Origin of the sequence: Stieleria neptunia (genome assembly GCF_007754155.1) — a bacterium.
GTDB lineage: Bacteria > Planctomycetota > Planctomycetia > Pirellulales > Pirellulaceae > Stieleria > Stieleria neptunia.
Genome location: NZ_CP037423.1, coordinates 1225233 through 1243441 on the forward strand (window position 1 = coordinate 1225233; position 18209 = coordinate 1243441).

Consider the following 18209-nt stretch of genomic DNA (forward strand, 5'->3'; position numbering starts at 1 on the left):
GTTCTGTTTTTGTGTCTTCTCGTGTTTTTCGTGGCTATCCACCGCGGTGTGGTTCCGCCACGTTCGCGCCGCTCATTTCGCGGACAAAAATTTGCGTCGTCTGTTTCGCCGCGGTATCCTCTTGCATCGGTCGCATTCAACGCTGCCGCCGATAATCGACGAGATCCGAGGAACAACGCCGTGCACCTGAGCACTCGATCGCGTCTGTTTTGAATTCAAGTGTTTCCGCTCGTGCCAGGTGACGGCGGACGTTATCGGAAAGAATATGGAGCATGACTGGATTGTTCGAGCGTTCTCAGGTAGTTCACCGAAGCGGAACATCTTGGCCGCTGCACATCTTCGTCACATGGGAGCCGATGGCATGGCGCATGTGCCAACGCTCTTCGAAATGTGTGGCGACGTTCTCGCTCTACGTGATCCAACGCCTGCCGACTACGGATTCATCTTGTCTGGGATGCGTTCCGTTGGAGCTGTATTGAATGCGTATGGTTACGACTCGTCCGAAGCAATGCACAAGCAAATCATTGACTGGACACTCGACTTATCAAAAAACGCGGACAACGAACTCCGAGCGACAGCAATTTGGGTCCTTGGCGAAATTGGGGTTCCACCACACGTGGTACAGGAACGGCTCGTCGACATTCTTTTGGGTGGTTTACTCAAAGGTGATCACGAAATTGCAACGTGTCGCTCAATAGCATTTCGCATGCTGGCTCGAATTGACCGCGAGTCTGCATCACGATATCTCGATTCCGCTGCGTGCAAAGAGTACATAACTTCAATGGAACATTGGCTCAATCAGAATGCCAAACGACCAGAAGGCAATTATGACAGAGGTCCTGAACTAGAAGCCGAGAGGGTGCATTCCCATTTAGTTGACGCTTTTGCTAGCAACCCGTCGGGGGCTCGGCTGCTGTTCCTGGGTCCGGTGCTGACGGTATCTTGGGCGATTCAAGGATGATTTTCCACTCGCCTAGCAAGGATGCCGACGACAATGCAAGGACTAGACATGGGGCAAGAGAATGGTGAACGGATTGAGTCGGCCGAAGAAATGCTCGCGCTCTTTTACGCTCAGTTGGTTCCCAAAGTTACGCTCTGGAAACAACGGATCTCAGATCATCCCGAGCAACTCGCAACGCTGGAAAGAACCATCCATGATGCCTTTGCCCGCGGTGCGGACATGGTCGTCGCCGGGCTGATCTCCGCGACCATGATCGAAAAAGGTTTTGAAAAGGCATGCCAATCGAGTCGGGTCAACTTCTCAAGACCGCTTCAGAAAGGGCGCGAGACTAGGGTCGCCGTTCGTTTGCTCGGCGGCATGCTGTTCTGGGCCACAGCGCTCTACTGTGCCCCTAAGAAAAAGTTGCTTGGTCGAGACGATTCGCCCCGCGTCGGCTTGCATGTTTCGCTTGCTCAATTCGGGTTCGGCAAAGGCGTCTCGCCCGCGCTGGAGAGTCGCGTGGCACGCCAAGTGGCATTGTGTCCTTCGATCGAAGTGGCTCACCGAGAACTGGTTCGCGATGGTATCACACTTGATATCAAGGCGGTCAAACGGATCGCCTATCAATCTGGCGACGGCTTATTGCGACTACGACGGCATCGGCTCAAACTGTTTCGGCAGGGCAAGTTGGCGAGCACCGGTGAATTGGCCGGGAAACGAGTGTCGGTGCAAATTGATGGCGGAAGAATGAAAATACGCGGCAAAATGCTAACTGCATCGACTTCCAATGCGTCAAGCGATGATGTCGCTCAGGGGCAAGCTGACTCGCCCGGGCGCTCGGCAAAGAAACCTGCACGCTCGTTTGAAGCGGACTGGCGGGAGCCTAAACTGATGACGATTTTTGTTCACGACGAGCAGGGGCGGATGGTGAAGGAGCATGAAGCGACGATCGACGGCACCCTGACTGGGCCCGACGCGATCGCCGAATTGGTTGCGATGCATCTGCATCGGCTCGGAGCCGCGGAGGCACATAGCGTGACGTTCGTCGCCGATGGCGCCCCCTGGATTTGGGATCGTATTGATCGCATCATTCAATATGCGGGACTAACGAGCGTCGTCACGCATCAGGTCTTGGACTGCTGCCATGCGGTGCATCACGTTTCCAAAGCGATTGCTTCGCTTGGGCTCGACGCAGACGTCCGCCAGGGGCTTTATCGTCAGTACCGAACGCTGCTGCGAAACGGTCAATGGCGGCGAGTGGTTGATGAGCTCGCCGGCCTAGAACGCGTCGGAAAATCGGCCACAGAACTGGAAACAGAAATCCATTACCTTTGCCGACATGGTGAAGCGGGTCGGTTGAGTTACCCTGCCTATCGTCGCAGCGGAATCCCTTGTGGTAGCGGGGCGATCGAAAGCAGCATTCGCCGCGTGATCAATTTGCGTCTGAAGAGCAATGCAATGTTTTGGAAAAGCGAAAACGCGGAGCAGATGCTTCAAGTTCGCGCTCATCTGATTCCTGATCGTTGGGATGAATCAATCGGCGAGCTGGCCGAATTCCGTCGCACCCAGGCAAGCGACAGTTGGCACTGGGAGCCTCGTCCAATGAGCTGCAAAGTTGAAGCCACTGACCAACAACTCATTTCGGCCGACGATTAACGTGATTTTTGCGTCAACAAAATGGGAATGCACCCAGCCGAGATTGCTTGGATGCGTAGCGAAACAGACCGATAACCAAGCGATGATGACGGAGCGGCGGAGCTATGGTTTTTGAAGTGGTCAGTCATCCGCCGCCGCCCGCATATCGCGGTCGTTGAACTTAATCGGCAGCGACTTCATTGGCGTGACCGTTTTCTCTTGTCAGTGCGTTGAGTGTGTGAGGGTCCCAACGTGTCTGTCTTTCGGCGCGCCTGTAGGCGCTTTTGCGGTTAGCCAGTTGTGCGTGCTGGGCGTTCTTACTGTCTCTTACTTGGTGCTTTGCCTGGCGTTTTAACTTGCGCTTTTTGCTCGTTGACGCACCCTTGTTGTGTTCCCCGCACGCTGCGGCGCGAACTTCTTTTGAACTCTGTTTCACAACAAGGACAAGCAACCGTGATGTCACACAAAAAACGAACCTGCAAACTCACCAAGCGACTTGCCGAAGACATGTTGATCCGCAACATGGCCGAAGCAACCATCGACGCCTACACCTATCACGTGCGAAAGTTTGCCGACTTTATCGAAAAACCGCTCGACCAGGCAACCGTCGAAGACGTTAGAACCTTCCAGCTCCATCTGATCCGAGAACGAAAGCTTGCCTACGGCTCGTTCAACCAGGCCGTTTGTGCTTTACGGTTTTACTATCGCTACACCCAGCCCATGCCCTGGCCGGTCACGATGGTTCCCTTCGGCAAACGGCCCAAGAAGCTGCCTACCGTGCTCGGCCGACAAGAAGTCGACCAGCTGATTCAATGCACGGCCAATCTGAAACACCGAACCTTTCTGATGACGCTCTACTCCGGAGGGCTGCGGTTCTCCGAAGCAGCCAACTTGAGGATCCACGACATCGACTCCAAACGGATGATGATCCGAGTCGCCAACGGCAAGGGCAACAAGGAACGGTTGGTGCCACTCTCACCGAGACTCTTGAAAGAGCTCAGGATCTACTGGCGCAAGTACAAGCCGACCGACTTCCTGTTTCCAGGCAAGAAACCGGGGAAGCCCTACGCCGACACCACGATTCGCAAAGCGATGAAGGACGCCGGAGTGAAAGCGGGAATCAAACGCAGGATTTATCCGCATGTCCTGAGGCACTCCTACGCGACGGGACTTCTCGAAGCCGGGGTGGACTTGTTGACGATCAGCAAGCTGCTCGGCCACGCGAGCTTCATCACGACGATGGTTTATCTACATTGCCGTCGGGAGCACCTGCACAGTGTCCCGAGCCCGCTCGATTGGCTGCCGGTGAAGCAGTTGCCGACGTACACGCCGCCGCAGGAGAACGGCGAACAGGACGATTCAGGCAAGAAAAGCTAACCGTCCATCAACTCCTTCGTCGCGGTGCCGAACGTTACGTCAACGAGCACCGCGACGGTGCAGCGACGATGACGGTCCAAAGTGTCTTGGCCAAAACGACTCTGTGTCGTACGTCTGCACTTGGTGGTCGTTGGTATCAGTGTGATGATTGTGATCGCCTGACGAAACGACACAACTCCTGCGGCGATCGGCACTGTCCGCAATGTAGTGGCGGAAAACGCCAGAACTTCTCCGATAGAGCTTCGAAACTGATCCTCGACGGTGTGAACTACTACCAAGTCGTCTTCACGTTGCCGGACGTGATCTCGACGATGGCGTTGGCGAACCGCGAAGAGATCGCCGAGTTGCTGTTCCACTCGGCTTGGAAAGCTCTCAAGAAGACGGTCGAAACCGAACAGCAATACGAACTGGCCGCCTTGATGGTACTTCACACCTGGAACCAGAAGCTGGACGCTCATTGGCATGTTCACGCATTGGTTCCTGGGGCGGGGCCGAGTTTAAGCGATGGAGGTTGGATTAAAGCCAGGGCGCCGCAAGTCGACGGCTATGAAGATGACCGCCAGTACCTCGTCGATGCGATCAAGCTTCGAAGATCGTTTCGGAAGATCGCGGTGGCTCACCTCCAACGTCTTCGTAAGAACGACAAATTGAAACTCGACGGCTCGCTGGCGTACCTGCAAGGTGACGAAGCCTGGGAGGAGCTGGTCGGACAGCTGGAATCAAAGGAATGGGTCAGCTACATCGAGCCACCTCCGACCGCGACCAGTCGCGGCGAGCACGTGGTTCGTTACTTAACGCGTTATCTGACCGGCGGGCCGATCAGTGACTACCGCATCATCGCCGCGGACGACCACGAGGTCACGTTTTGGGCCCGCGAAGGCCGCACCACCGGTGGTGAATCGATTCAAGTTCCGTTCACGCTCTCGACATCGGAGTTCATCCGACGCTGGTGCCTGCACATTCTGCCAAAAGAGTTGACCAAAACGCGTCAGTTTGGAGGCTGGTCGAATACGAAAGCTGAAGAATATCTCGCGAAGTGCCGAGCGTCACTCACCAACGCCGGCGGTTCGCAGGCAGGGATTCTCGACTTCCTCTCTGGTGAAGTCGACTCGGTCGAGGCCGAGCCCGAATCGAAGTTGTGCTGTGAGCACTGTGGCAGCGAATCGCTTCGTCTAACGCACGAGTATGAGAAGCGACCGTGGAGCGAGATCTTCCGGCGGAACTCGAAAGATAGCCCACGTTGGTACCGCGAGAGTCAAGAAAAAGACGACATTCGCTTTTGGGACGGGGCCATGGGTGAGGGCTTTTCGCAATGGTACGCGTGGTATCTGAAAAGTGGCATTGAAAGTGCAAGGGAGCAGACGGCCCCAGAAACCGCACCCGAATCAAACGCCAAAGCTGGCACGCGGCAACTGCAGCTATTCTAATAGCGGTCTACCTGAACCCGGCCAAGTCGAGCCGACAAACTTCAACGCACGATCTATCCCTGCACGTCCCGTGCCCGGATAGATCGCATTTCGTTCTGCCACAGATTGACACTCAACACAAATGGAATCGCCTCGACAGGTTTTCACCGCTGCTTGTGACTCCATAGCGTCCGAACTTTCGACTTGCGGATTTCGATATGCCAAAAGCGGACCGCACGCTACTAAGAAGCTTGGTGACTTTACCTTCCAAATATTGTTCAGTTCGAGCTTCCGAAACACAGCTGGCGAGCTGGTCAAGCTTTGGATTTCAGGCACCGTCTTCTCAAAACGCCTCAAACGTTGGCGGGCGGACTACCCACTTCTGCACGGCGCTGACTACGTCGCCGGCGGTCAACTGGGGAATCTCACTGAAGAAACTGTGTTCAACGATTGGAACTTGGCGGACAACGATGCTCGCAACGCTGTAATCGCTAATGTGAATCACTCGATCGCCAACATTGCGTTGCCCTACTTCGCTCAATTCGAGAACCTCAATACCATGATCGAACGCGTCGTTATTACGGACGTTCCGTCATTCACTATCGACAAGGTCATAGATTTCCTGATGTGTTTCTCGAACGCTGGAACTGCTCGTATGGCTGCAAAGAATTTCCTTGACCGGCGTCCTGATCTCGCTTCAAATTACCGTCGTGATTTTGCTCGCTTTGCTGAGCGTGGATTGGACTGGCGTACTCCGTCTGGCTACGCAAGCCACTTGGCACTTGCTTCTCACCTGTTCGAGTTTGGGGACGTCACCGAGAATTGAGCAGAACCATCCGATGCAACCGAGCGGCGAAGTCGGGCGTTTTCAAGTGGATGATCATCCGTCGCCGCCGGCTGATCGGTAACGTTATCGCATCGAAGATTTTCGCACTGATGAAGTACGAAGGCCCTAATCCTTATCTCGTCATGCCCGTTCTCGAGATGGCGCAATCGGGTTTCAGACCTGCGACGTCGCCCAACGCGGCGATCGAAAACGTTGTGTTTACTGCCGATGTCGAATCAGCAACGGAACGGAGCTTTAGCCAGGACTTTGAGCCACTCATTCCATTGGACGCCGCTGGTATTCGACTGATGGGCCTATCTCACCCAGACGAAACCGCTGGTTGGCTTTGGCGCGACATTCTAAGCAATATGATTGCTCAGGAAGTTTGGACGACCGAATACCACGAATGGGCCCGAGAAAACCGAGAGGTGAGGGGCGCGATCTTTGAGGCATGTGATACTTGGCGAAGTATTTCCGACCGAATCTTGTCCACCGCGCCCGCGCTAGATGAAGACATCGTTACCGACATCGGCGAAGACATTGCGGCAACCTTGCTTTACACTGCGTACTCGCGCGCTTTCCACGGGAAGACAGAAACTTACTACGACTTGTTGTTCGGATACATTCGCCTTGGCTATTGGCCATGTGGATTCAATGGCAAATGGCTTAATTCTGGTCAGCATGTACTATGGTATCCCGATGTAAAGCGATAACCATGCGATGATGACGGAGCGGCGAAGTCGTCGTTAAACTGTGTTCGGGATGTTCGTCGCCGCCCGCATATCGCCAACGTTCTGCCACGGAATTGATGTGCGCCGCATTGCCATCGCCAGCCTTTTTATTCTCGCATTTATCGCCGCTGCGTGGTTGCTCGCACAAGATGACGGTCGTGACATTCCGTCGGAGCCTCCACGCGAGTCGAATCGAATTGTTCACCCGAACGGGTTTTCAATCATCAATCCCAACAACTGGAAATCCAAGCTTATTTTGGCGTCTGATCCGTACATGCCGCCTACTATCGCAATTTCGCCACGGTCGACCCGCGTCACACGACGATACGGAGTTTCGCTGTCTGTCACGCAACTACCCGAAGATCGCGTCGACATTGAAGGGTTTCGGCACTCCGAGTTTCAGGGGCAACCTGCGCACGAGCACATCACAACGCGAGACGGCAGCTTCATGGATGATCCACCGGCAATGTCCTATACACTGTGCTTTCAACGCGAGGGGATCTGGTTCGAGATTCGGTACTCGATCTTTGATTCGTACGACGATTTGCCGGACATGATCGAATCGTACATCGCCACTTTTCGGTACACTAAGAAGGCAGAACAATGACATGCACGGGAGAACGGCTTGCATGGTCCTACCAGTGGAAGATCGTTCGTCCGTTCCCCGTGATGTCCAACGTTCCTCGTAAAGACCGAGACGACTCCAGACGTCGATTTGTATTGACGGATTTACTGGACAGATTGCCCGAACGTGTCGCTCTTTCGGTGGGTGCATGCATCGTTGAACTGCGGGCGACGGATGGTTTCGCTCGCTTGATCGATGCCGCATGACGTTCCACCTTGCTTTGGGTCGCCACGTCGCCTGATGGGAATTGGCAGCGTTGGTACCCGCCGCAACGGACCTGACGTGTGGTCGGCAACAGGGCCGCTTCGACATCGCTGTACCGACGGTGGCTCAGCGCTGCGTTCGGCGTCCATTGGCCCTTCGTATTGAAACGATTCGATGCCGCCCGATAATTTGCCTCGGCTGATCCGTCACGCTATCCTGAGTCCGCCGGCCCGCGTCACGCGACGTGCCCGAGCAATACGAAGACAGTCAGAATCGAGGAACAAAGCCGTGCACCTGAGCACTCGATCGAGTCTGTTTTGAGATCAAGTTTTTCCGCTCGTGCCAGGTGACGGCGGACGTTCTGTCATTACTGGAGACTCAACCAATTGCGTGCTGTTCCTGGATTGTCCGATGTGATCGGCCGTCCCGTTGTGCGACCAAATGTGACGTTTATCCCTGTGCTCGGCCACTTCCGGTTTTCAACACCTCGCTTTTACTTGCACAAGCACACTGATCTGACGTTTCTCTCCTCCTTGTTCATCGATGACGATGAGGGCTTTACCCCACTTTGGGTTCGAGCGCGTCTGATTTCGCTTTTCGGAATCAATCACCCAACGGGGCACTGCCTTCAGACACTCCTAAATTTCCCAATAGCCGCCGTGACACATGCGGGCGACGGTCAACATCAAATTGACTTGATGCTACTGTCCGACACATGGCGCGGATGCGTTGGCGACTATGGATACGATGGCGAACCGTCACTTGCATTCTGCAGTCATACCTGTCGTGCGCAACGCGAACACGTCGCCGCCGCTTTTTGGGACTTACTCGTCGATGACTGGAATAGTATTGGTGTTTTTCGCGACTACTGGTATTGCGAATACGATGGCTCAATCGAGTCCGTTTCGTGCGACGGAGAATTGATCGATCGTCAGTTCCTCGGCTACCTTTCACCGTCCCACCCGGACGATCTATACTACGAATGGTGTTCCGACGGTTGGTGGCCGTTCGACCTGCCCAGACTCCCGAGAAGACAGAACCACCACATGCACCGAAGGACGCGAGTTGGGCGGTTTGGCAATGGCTGAGTCTCTCGCGCGTCCTCGGTGATGTGTACCGTTCCTCGTCAGCAGCGAGGCAGTTCCAGGCGTCGGACTGACTTGCCGGATTTACTGGGCCGATTGTCTGAGTGTCGCACTTTTCCATCGCGTGCACTCCGCGTTGAGCGTTCGGCGTCGGACGGTTTCGGTCGATTGATCGATGCCACACGTTGCGTCTGATTGCTTTGGATCGTCACGGCCCCTTGGCTGACGCAAATCGGAGACTTGGTCCGCGCCGCGACGGACCTACGCTGCGGTCCCGATGGATTGCCCGTCAAACTCTCCACGTTCCACCATGCCCGTTCTGTTTTTGTGTCTTCTCGTGTTTTTCGTGGCGATCCACCGCGGTGTGGTTCCACCGTGTTCGCGTCGCTCGTTTCGCGGACAAAAATTTGCGTCGTCTGTTTCGCCGCGGTATCCTCATGCATCGGTCGCAGCCAACGTTGCCGCCGAGCAATCGACGAGATCCGAGGAACAACGCCGTGCACCTGAGCACTCGATCGCGTCTGTTTTGAATTCAAGTGTTTCCGCTCGTGCCAGGTGACGGCGGACGTTCGCCGGCTAAAATCGAATGTGGGCAAAGCCTCAACGAACTGGCGGCTTACGAATACGTGGACAGCGTGGTCAACCTGAAGTTCACGCCGCAATCCTGCGTTTCGCGAAATGGCTGCGTACAGTCGACACATATCCGGTTCGTGTACCCGTTTACCTCTCTCCGCATCGGCGCCTCAAGACGATCGACGGCGAGCTTGTAACCGCCGCCTTTTTCGCACCCTTTGACCCTCGCGTCGAACCGTACATCCGCATTGCTACGGGGGACTACCCGGAGTTGCTTGCCGAGAACGGTCGCGATGACGCGCTTTCGATGTTTCTTCACTCACTTGCCCATGAACTGGTACACTATCGACAATGGATAAGAACGGGCGACGTGACGGAACGCGGCGTTGTAGTTCGAGCACGGAAACTAATCGAGCGATACGCAACCGTGGTGGACCATCCGTAACCAAACACGAGCGGCGAACCAGCGGATGCACGTGAGTCGCCGAGTTGAGTTTTTTGAAGTGGTAAGTCTTTCGCGGCGACCACGTGATCCGTATCGTTATCCGACTGACCTGCTTGGTTGTTTCGCTGGTCGCTGCCCATGAACACTCGCAAACGCGCCGCTCGGATTGCTCTCACGCTTCCTCCCACTGCGATGATGGTCGTCGGTCTTTTGCTTGCGCTACGTTTTCCGCCTCGCAATCCGGTTGATTTTTGGCCGGCACTTGCGATCGCTCTCATCGGGCTTGGTGCGATCGGCTTGCTCGTCGGGCTGTTGGCCTCGCTTTGGTTGCGAAACCGCGTATCTGTATCGGTGGCTATTTCGGCCCTGGCTATTCCTGCCGTTGCATTCGCATGGTTCGTGAACGGAAAATCAGGCGACTGGGGTACCGCACGGGTATACGGACTAATTGGTTTTCTGGCGGTGCTTGTTTTCTTCGGTGGTTCCATTGACGCGGTATCTAGGCAAAGGGACGATGATGCCTGAGTGTCGCAATCCTATCCAGGTGCGAGCCGCATTGGCGACACCCGTTTTCGATCAGCAATCACGGATAACCAACGGATGCACACGGAGCGGCGATGGTTAGCTATCCCAAATGGTTGCCGGAATCTCGCCGCCCGGTGATCCTGAACGTTCCTCGTAAGAACCGAGACTCGAGACGTCAATCTGTGATGACGGATTTACTGGGCAGATTGTTTGAACGTCTCACTCTCTCGGTGGGCGGATACATCGTCGCACTGCCGACGTCGGGCTTCTTCGCTCGATTGATCGATGCCGCATGACGATCGGGATGTCTTTTTGTCGCGCTGCCCCACGAAGCGAATCGGCACGTCGGTACCCGCCGCAACGGACCTGACGTGTGGTTCACCGCAAGGTCATTTCGACATCTCGGTTCGGGCTGTATCGCAATGCTCAGTCCCGCGCCCATCGAGCCTCCGCGTTCGACTATTTCAATGCCGCTCAAAAAAGTTGCTTCGCCTAATTCATCACGCTATCCTGTGACCGCCGGGCAGCGTTTGACGCGAGTGCCCGAGCAACCATGAAGACAGTCAGAGTCGAGGAACAAAGCCGTGCACCTGAGCACTCGATCGAGTCTGTTTTGAGTTCGAGTGTTTCCGCTCGTGCCAGGTGACGGCGGACGTTCCTCGTCACCAGCGAGGCAACTCCAGGCATCGGTCTGAGTTGACGGATTTACTGGACCGATTGTTGGAGCGTCGCACTTTTCTGTCGCGTGCACACCGCGTCGAGCGTTCGGCGTCGGACGGTTTCGGCCGATTGGTCGATGCCGCACGTTGCGTCTGATTGCTTTGGATCGTCACGGCCCCTTGGCTGACGCAAATCGGAGGCTTGGTCCGAGCCGCGACGGACCTGTGCTGCGGTTCCGATGGATCGCCCGTCAACCTCTCCACGTGCCACCATGCCCGTTCTGTTTTCGTGCCTTCTCGTGTTTTTCGTGGCGATCCACCGCTGTGTGGTTCCGCCACGTTCGCGCCGCTCATTTCGCGGACAAAAATTTGCTTCGTCAGTCTCGCCGCGGTATCCTCATGCATCGGTCGCAGCCAACGCTGCCGCCGAGCAATCGACGAGATCCGAGGAACAACGCCGTGCACCTGAGCACTCGATCGCGTCTGTTTTGAGTTCAAGATTTTCCGCTCGTGCCAGGTGACGGCGGTCGTTCGTCGACTGATCACTATTGGCCCCAGATGTGTGATGCGATACCCTGACCGCGGAATCACTTTCTCACACACCAACGAAGGATTGAATCATGAGACTGCCCACAGTTCTGCCATCGGTAATCCTAGTACTTGGGCTAACGGTTTTCGCGATTCAGCGGGACTCAATTGCTTCCGATAGCGTGGTAGAGAAAGCAAAGCAAACTCAGACAAGGGTTTACAAGGTTAGAGATCTTCCCGTGTGGACGTCCGAGAAGGAATATGATCCATCGGTACTGATGCGACTGATTCAGGCCTCAGTGTCTCCATCGGACTGGAAACCGGGTAGCGGCGATTCGACAATGGCTCCATATCCGCAAAATGCTTCGCTCGTGATTTCAACACGACTCGAGAATCATGACAAGATCGTTGATCTTCTTGTGTCGATGCGTCCCAAGAATTAGCTGACAACTGACGACGAACCAAGGGATGCAACGGAGCGGCGGTGGTGCAGTTCCTGGTGGGATCATTGTCAGCTCCCGCCGCCCGCTGATCCCGGGCGTTCGTCGTCTGGAACCTCTTTCCATCCACAAACAACATCACCAACAAGGCGGCATGCAGAACATGAACGCAGCACCTCGCAAAAGCCCAAGATTCTCGGTTCTAACATTGGCCCTTGTCGTGGTGGCGATTGCTGCGTGCCTCGCTTCGTACATGCGCGGCCATCAAGACGGACACGATGAGGCAATTCGATTGCATGTCAATTCCGCAGTTTCAGCAGCGATCACCGATCCGCAGTGGAAGCATATTGCTGCCGATGCTCATCATCTCGGCAACATTAGAGTTCTTTCCGGCGGAGAAGGCGGCAACATGACATTCGCAGCGGACGTGGTGAACTCCAAGGGCGTCGTAGTTGGCAGTTCCACAGGAACGCTGGGAACTTTCGCAGGTGAGTCAACTGTCCACGTAGCGTATCATGACGGCGGAAAGCAGGAGTTCACGCCGCGCTACTTTGCGGAATCAAGTCGCAGCACTGAATACCGACGAACCAAGCGGTGAACCGAAGTCGCCGACAGCGCGTTTTATTGAAATCAAAGTTGCTTGGCGGCGACTCGGTTACCGCCGACGTTATCGCATAGAAAAGGATTCGCAATCCGCGTGATGCCTGACGGAGAACGCAATCCCGATGTGCCATGGTTCATACCTGACGCACATCGGTATCGAGCACCGATTCCATACTCGCACAAAGAGCACGAACAGTGGTCTCACCAACGGCAACGTGGCAAGCGCCGGTTCGTCGCTGAGTGGACAATCATTAGTCTCATCGCGTTCCCGCTGATATCAGCTGCGATTTGCTACGCAATCTATTTGATCGAACGCCCGCAAATCGACGGCCACCTTTTTCGCCTTGCGTTTCCTTACATTGTCTTGATCGTTGGTGGTGGCCCCGTACTCGGCTATTTCCTGGGTACAATGATTTGGCACATTTCAGAGGACCGTTTTCATGCCTCGCAAGACGCCGATGGCGATGTTGACGAAAATTTGCGATAACCATGTGATGCAACGAAGGACGGGTGGTTCGTTTTCTCGTCTGCTTGCAAGTCGTTCGCCCGTCCTCGCTGATCACGAACGTTATCGCATCCAGCCATCGAGACCGAGAACGCAATGGGCGCTCAACTTTTCTTTCACACATCCGCATACACGAGCGACCCAAACGTCGCACTTGAATCGCTACAAGCGACTGAACTTGATGGATACGACCTTCCGGAAATGGTCGCATCAAACCTTGCATCCAGCCAACGGGCCTTTGACGACACACCAGAGGGTGACGAATATGGGTTGCATGACCACTACAAAGCGGAACTTGAACGGGCAAAGCTCATTGCATCCGAACCGATTCCAACTGATTTCCGTGGGCGTCTACACTTGGTTCGCCGACTACACGCTGACACGGGACAAGGTATAGGCAACATTTTGGATGTAGAGGGAATAGCGGGCAACGACGGCGCGGGTTGGTCAGCGGCAAAGCCACTTGCGCCGGTCGGAGTCATCGCCAAATTTGGCTCTGGAAAACTGCTGTCATCCAAAGCACACGAATACGCGGGTATCGCGAATGAGTGGCTTGGGCGAGGCGAGTGCATTTGCTTTCCGCTTTACGCCAACACCGATGAGGACGATCCCGTAGAATGGTGCTTTGTCGGCAATACCGTCGACTGAATGCAATTGCGATAACCATGCCGTGAACCGAAGCGGCGAAGTCGTCGTTGTTGAAGTTGAGAATCCATCGTCGCCGCTCGGTGACGGCAACCGTTCTGCCAACTAAGCGAAAAGCCTGTGTATATACCTCGTCTCAGACTACTCACGATTCCAGCTATTTTTGCGATTGCCTTTATTGGATGCAACGAGTCTTCATCGCGAGTTGATTCTCCTTCGTCTGCAGAGACATCAAATTCCGACAATGAACCTAATCCAATAGCACCGGCGAACGCAAAAGCTTACGACCCACTGGCACCCATTCCGGGCGTTACCAAGTGGGACGAGTCGACTGCAGCCGAAGCAACGATTCCTAGCGATATCCCGGTCTACGATGGCGCCGTGCCAAAACAGGGGCACTCGGCTAAACGAGTTTTTGTAATGCTCTGGGAGACAGGCGATGCCCATGAACGAGTTATCGAGTTTTATCGAAGTGCATTGGTTGACGCTGGATGGAAGGTAAATAGCGAGTTAAGTTATGGCCGTTTCGATGCTGAAAAAGAAAAGGAAAAGCTGATCATTTCGATCGCGACAGGAACAGACCAGCCTACTTCGATCGTGGCCCGATTGTCACGATGATGAGGCAGAACAATGACGTGCACACGAAGCCGGGCTTGCACGATTTCACCAACTGAACGTCAATCGTCCCGGCTCGGTGACGTCTGCCGTTCGCCCAATCGAATGAAAACCATCCTGCTCGCGATTGCCGTTTTCTCCTATATTGTTGGCGTTGCTCGCTCGCAAGAAACTGACTCCTGGGGCGAGTCCGGGTCGTATACGAAGTGGATGCGTTACTCGTACGAAATCGACTCCAACTACAAATACGTCAAAACGCTCCCCACCTTGGAGCGGTTTCCTGAACTGCTCAAACTTGCAATTGATCCGCGATTCAAAGGCAAGCCCGGAGTTGCTGGCGACCGCGTGATAATCGTCAGTCAACTTCGCACGATCTCGCGATGTAAGTTTGACCAACTTCTGTACGCGGACTCTGATGTCGAAGGGGAGCATCGGTCGGCGATTGCTAAGTGGAAACAATGGTGGGATGTATACGGGAAGCGCTACGCGGAGGAGTATCGAAAAGAAGGCAAACGGTATCCCGACGCGTGGAAGAAAATTCCCGGAGCCAAGAATTTGCCCTGCCCCAGCTATCCATTGCTGTTGCCGGATTCATGGTCAACGAAGCTCAAGTTCCGCTCGGGGGATTACGGTGGAATTGTTGTAGAAGAGATCGAATTACACGCCTCTCCTCAGGCATGCAAATTGAAGCGTCGATACAGGATCGGTCATGGTTGGCCCGGCGGTACAGACTGGATCAATGAGGAATGGAACGACCTGACATACGCCGAAACGCAAGAATTCTTGGCGACGCTGACGTACGCCGTTGATAATCCGTGGCTATTTTTGGGTGACCAGTTTGCTAATGTTGACACGGACAGTCGGCTGCGGATTGGGTCGGTTCGCGGTAGACCGAACAAATGGTCGAACTATTATCCTGGCGTTGAATGGTCCGGGATTTTGGACCGGAAAGGCAACGTGATCATGAACGACGACCCTTGGAGCTGGCACACGAATGACTTTGACGGTTTCGGAAAGACAATGTTTGACGATACGATAGGGATTGCGTTTCGGGTGTTTCGAGATGCATTTCCAGACCCCACCTATCGCCCCAAAGAAAGCCGCTGGACTACTTCCAACAAGGGCGAACCATCCGATGCACCGAAGGACCGGGCGTCGTCAATTGACAATGGAAAATCAACCGCCGTTCCCCGTGATTTCTACCGTTATCGCAAAGGTGGCCCACAGTTGCGACAAACGTTGGTACTGCTTACCAGTTACATTCTCACCGCATACACTGCTACTCGTCAATTTCCAACAATGCACCAGAACCTATGAACGCTCCAGGGAAGCAACCGTCGGCGACCCCATCCCTAATTTGGGGAGCAATCTGGATTGTCGGCCCACTTACTTACCTTCTACTACTGATGAATAATCTAGTGCCCGAACCGTCAAACTCGGCATACGTGTTCGGAAGTCTTCTTGGCATCCCGTTGGGTGGAGGCGTTTTGTTGAGAGGGATCAGATTGCAACGTGAGAACGCGAAACGTGAAGGGAGCAGCTGATTGATGACTATATCCAACCGGATTTTGCGTGGCCTCTACTCGTTGCAATATCCCCGACTTTCTTGCGGCACCGACCATGTGCTCGTTTCTTGGCTATAGTTGCGCGTAGCGTATGAACGAAGTCGTGTGCTTCGGTTAGACATGCGATAACAATCGGATGCACGACGAGTCGGCGAGTCGGGTTTCATTGAAGTGGATGATCGCTCGCGCCGACCGCGTGATCCGTGCCGTTCCTCGTCAGCAGCGAGGCAATTCCAGGCGTCGGACTGACTTGCCGGATTTATTGGGCCGGTTGTCTGAGCGTCGCACTTTTCCGTCGCGTGCACACAGCGTTGAGCTTTCGGCGTCGGACGGTTTCGGCCGATTGATCGATGCCGCACGTTGCGTCTGATTGCTTTGGATCGTCACGGCCCCTTGGCTGACGCAAATCGGAGACTTGGTCCGAGCCGCGACGGACCTGCGTGCGGTCCCGATGGATCGCCCGTCAAACTCTCCACGTGCCACCATGCTGTTCTCTTTTCGTGTCTTCTCGTGTTTTTCGTGGCTATCCACCGCTGTGTGGTTCCGCCAAGTTCGTGCCGCTCGTTTCGCAGACAACAATTTGCTTCGTCAGTCTCGCCGCGGTATCCTCTTGCATCGGTCGCATTCAACGCTGCCGCCGAGCACCAGACGAGATCCGAGGAACAATGCCGTGCACCTGGGCACTCGATCGAGTCTGTTTTGAGTTCAAGTTTTTCCGCTCGTGCCAGGTGACGGCGGACGTTCATCGACACAGAAAGTGATTGTTTTCTTGGAATCGCCATTGTCGGTTTCGATTTCGTGTCACCTACGACAAAAGATTCACATGCAGTTCTCCGTCCGGTATTTGTTGCTCCTAACATTCGTGGCCGCAATTCTTTTAGGCTGGATGGTCGACAGACGGCAACTACAACGGACGGTTGGTGAACTTAGAGATCAAAACTCACGACTTCGTGCGGCAATTTCAGGCCCAAGTGTGTCGTACTACTACGGCGCTCGGCAAATTCGAAAACCTGTCGACACAAATGCGAGTACGGTAAAGCATATTGTCAAATTGGACCTTAGCCGGATTGCATTAAACGATACCGACTTGATCGGGTTGGGGACTAATCGGATCCGGAATTCAAGCCGCGATGAACCATGACATGCACGCGAGGAGGGGAGGCGCGGTTGTTAGTCAGCTTGCACGTCTTTCGCCCGTCCCGCGTGATGTCTAACGTTCGTCGACAAACCATCCACACTTGGACAACGCTTCATGGCCGAACCCAAAGACCGGACGTCTATTACGGACCATCTCGCGCCGCTGAAATGGCATGGGCCCATGGAGGCATCTGGGATGACGACGTGGTTCGCTAGCACGCAGTTCGGGCAATACATGGTCAAACAACTCAAGGGGCGCACGAATTGGTCCTATTCATATCAGAATGGTGGACGAGCGACTGAATGTGAATCGATTGAAGCTGGTAAGGCAGCTGCGTGGAAACACTGGTGCGAGAATATTCAGCGATGCTTCACTCCCCATCCAATGGATCACACGCTGATTGAATGGCCAGCCGACAAGACCGATACCACCGGCTGATGTCCGGTAATGTATGTTCAGTGGACGACCGGAAATGCCCGCGTGGTTCTTAGGTCCTGCGAAGAGCGACGAACCATCGGATGCACGTGAGTCGCCGAGTTGAGTCAATTGAAGTGGTGAGTCGTTCGCGCCGACCACGTGACCACCGTCGTTCCTCGTTAGCAACGAGGCAGTTCCAGGCGTCGGGCTGACATGCCGGATTTACTGAGCCGAATGTCTCAGCGTCGCACTTTTTCATCGCGGGCAAACCGTGTTGAGCTTTCGGCGCCGGACGGTGTGGGGCGATTGATCGTTGCCGCACGTTTTGGCCGATTGCTTTGGATCGTCACGGCCCCTTGGCTGACGCAAATCGGAGACTTGGTCCGCGCCACGACGGACCTACGCTGCGGTTCCGATGAAACCCACGTCAGACTTTCCGCGTGTCATTGCGCCCGTTCGTTTCGTGTCATTCGTGTTTTTCGTGGTTAGCCACCACTGAATCGGTCCGCCAGATTTGCGCCGCTCATTTCGCGGACGAAAATTTGCGTCGTCTGTTTCGCCGCGGTATCCTCTTGCATCGGTCGCATTCAACGCTGCCGCCGAGCACCAGACGAGATCCGAGGAACAACGCCGTGCACCTGAGCACTCGATCGCGTCTGTTTCGAGTTCAAGTGTTTCCGCTCGTGCCAGGTGACGGCGGACGTTCCCCGACTAAAATCGAG

The 18209-nt window shown here is 54.8% G+C and carries 14 protein-coding genes; all 14 read left to right on the plus strand.

Going from position 1 to position 18209, the window contains the following annotated elements; all coding sequences use genetic code 11:
- Window positions 1-322 precede the first annotated feature (322 nt).
- The 14 genes from Enr13x_RS04315 to Enr13x_RS04380 all read left to right on the plus strand — a co-directional run bounded on the left by Enr13x_RS04315 (window position 323) and on the right by Enr13x_RS04380 (window position 17508).
- The gene (locus Enr13x_RS04315) at window positions 323-961 is read left to right on the plus strand and encodes a hypothetical protein (RefSeq protein WP_145384869.1); all 639 of its coding nucleotides are present in this window, start codon (window positions 323-325) and stop codon (window positions 959-961) included.
- A gap of 48 nt (window positions 962-1009) precedes the next feature.
- A complete protein-coding gene (locus Enr13x_RS04320; RefSeq protein ID WP_145384871.1) occupies window positions 1010-2596 on the plus strand; it encodes a hypothetical protein in 1587 nt (528 codons plus the stop codon).
- Window positions 2597-3031: 435 nt separating this feature from the next.
- Window positions 3032-3952: a tyrosine-type recombinase/integrase gene (locus Enr13x_RS04325; RefSeq protein ID WP_231744083.1), complete on the plus strand. Its 921-nt coding sequence runs from the start codon at window positions 3032-3034 to the stop codon at window positions 3950-3952.
- Window positions 3871-5379: an IS91 family transposase gene (locus Enr13x_RS04330; protein ID WP_197455773.1), complete on the plus strand. Its 1509-nt coding sequence runs from the start codon at window positions 3871-3873 to the stop codon at window positions 5377-5379. Before Enr13x_RS04325 ends, Enr13x_RS04330 begins: the two co-directional genes overlap by 82 nt.
- 253 nt (window positions 5380-5632) lie before the next feature.
- Window positions 5633-6184 (plus strand): hypothetical protein, encoded by a 552-nt coding sequence (locus Enr13x_RS04335; RefSeq protein ID WP_231744084.1) that lies wholly within the window; start codon window positions 5633-5635, stop codon window positions 6182-6184.
- A 50-nt stretch (window positions 6185-6234) separates the two neighbouring features.
- Window positions 6235-6897 carry a hypothetical protein gene (locus tag Enr13x_RS04340; protein ID WP_145384878.1) on the plus strand — a complete coding sequence of 221 codons (663 nt, stop codon included), beginning with the start codon at window positions 6235-6237 and terminating at the stop codon, window positions 6895-6897.
- A gap of 292 nt (window positions 6898-7189) precedes the next feature.
- Window positions 7190-7522: a hypothetical protein gene (locus Enr13x_RS04345; protein WP_145384879.1), complete on the plus strand. Its 333-nt coding sequence runs from the start codon at window positions 7190-7192 to the stop codon at window positions 7520-7522.
- A 2463-nt stretch (window positions 7523-9985) separates the two neighbouring features.
- Window positions 9986-10372, plus strand: coding sequence for a hypothetical protein (locus tag Enr13x_RS04350; protein ID WP_145384881.1), 387 nt, complete (start codon window positions 9986-9988; stop codon window positions 10370-10372).
- 1655 nt (window positions 10373-12027) lie between these two features.
- Complete coding sequence (locus tag Enr13x_RS04355) at window positions 12028-12597, plus strand: hypothetical protein (RefSeq protein WP_145384883.1); 570 nt, start codon at window positions 12028-12030, stop codon at window positions 12595-12597.
- A gap of 102 nt (window positions 12598-12699) precedes the next feature.
- Window positions 12700-13089: a hypothetical protein gene (locus Enr13x_RS04360; RefSeq protein ID WP_145384884.1), complete on the plus strand. Its 390-nt coding sequence runs from the start codon at window positions 12700-12702 to the stop codon at window positions 13087-13089.
- Window positions 13090-13203: 114 nt separating this feature from the next.
- Window positions 13204-13755 (plus strand): hypothetical protein, encoded by a 552-nt coding sequence (locus Enr13x_RS04365; RefSeq protein WP_145384886.1) that lies wholly within the window; start codon window positions 13204-13206, stop codon window positions 13753-13755.
- A 117-nt stretch (window positions 13756-13872) separates the two neighbouring features.
- Window positions 13873-14370, plus strand: a complete 498-nt coding sequence (locus Enr13x_RS04370; RefSeq protein WP_145384888.1) for a hypothetical protein — start codon at window positions 13873-13875, stop codon at window positions 14368-14370.
- A gap of 102 nt (window positions 14371-14472) precedes the next feature.
- Window positions 14473-15684 (plus strand): hypothetical protein, encoded by a 1212-nt coding sequence (locus tag Enr13x_RS04375; RefSeq protein ID WP_145384889.1) that lies wholly within the window; start codon window positions 14473-14475, stop codon window positions 15682-15684.
- Between the two features lie 1500 nt (window positions 15685-17184).
- Window positions 17185-17508, plus strand: a complete 324-nt coding sequence (locus Enr13x_RS04380) for a hypothetical protein (RefSeq protein ID WP_145384890.1) — start codon at window positions 17185-17187, stop codon at window positions 17506-17508.
- Window positions 17509-18209: the final 701 nt, after the last annotated feature.

Bases quoted from the DNA above. Each gene is read 5' to 3' on its own strand.
- Enr13x_RS04320 (WP_145384871.1), top strand. From the start codon at position 1,010: ATGGGGCAAGAGAATGGTGAACGGATTGAGTCGGCCGAAGAAATGCTC.
- Enr13x_RS04325 (WP_231744083.1), top strand. From the start codon at position 3,032: ATGTCACACAAAAAACGAACCTGCAAACTCACCAAGCGACTTGCCGAA.
- Enr13x_RS04340 (WP_145384878.1), top strand. From the start codon at position 6,235: ATGATCATCCGTCGCCGCCGGCTGATCGGTAACGTTATCGCATCGAAG.
- Enr13x_RS04345 (WP_145384879.1), top strand. From the start codon at position 7,190: ATGCCGCCTACTATCGCAATTTCGCCACGGTCGACCCGCGTCACACGA.
- Enr13x_RS04350 (WP_145384881.1), top strand. From the start codon at position 9,986: ATGAACACTCGCAAACGCGCCGCTCGGATTGCTCTCACGCTTCCTCCC.
- Enr13x_RS04355 (WP_145384883.1), top strand. From the start codon at position 12,028: ATGCAACGGAGCGGCGGTGGTGCAGTTCCTGGTGGGATCATTGTCAGC.
- Enr13x_RS04360 (WP_145384884.1), top strand. From the start codon at position 12,700: ATGCCTGACGGAGAACGCAATCCCGATGTGCCATGGTTCATACCTGAC.
- Enr13x_RS04365 (WP_145384886.1), top strand. From the start codon at position 13,204: ATGGGCGCTCAACTTTTCTTTCACACATCCGCATACACGAGCGACCCA.
- Enr13x_RS04375 (WP_145384889.1), top strand. From the start codon at position 14,473: ATGAAAACCATCCTGCTCGCGATTGCCGTTTTCTCCTATATTGTTGGC.
- Enr13x_RS04380 (WP_145384890.1), top strand. From the start codon at position 17,185: ATGGCCGAACCCAAAGACCGGACGTCTATTACGGACCATCTCGCGCCG.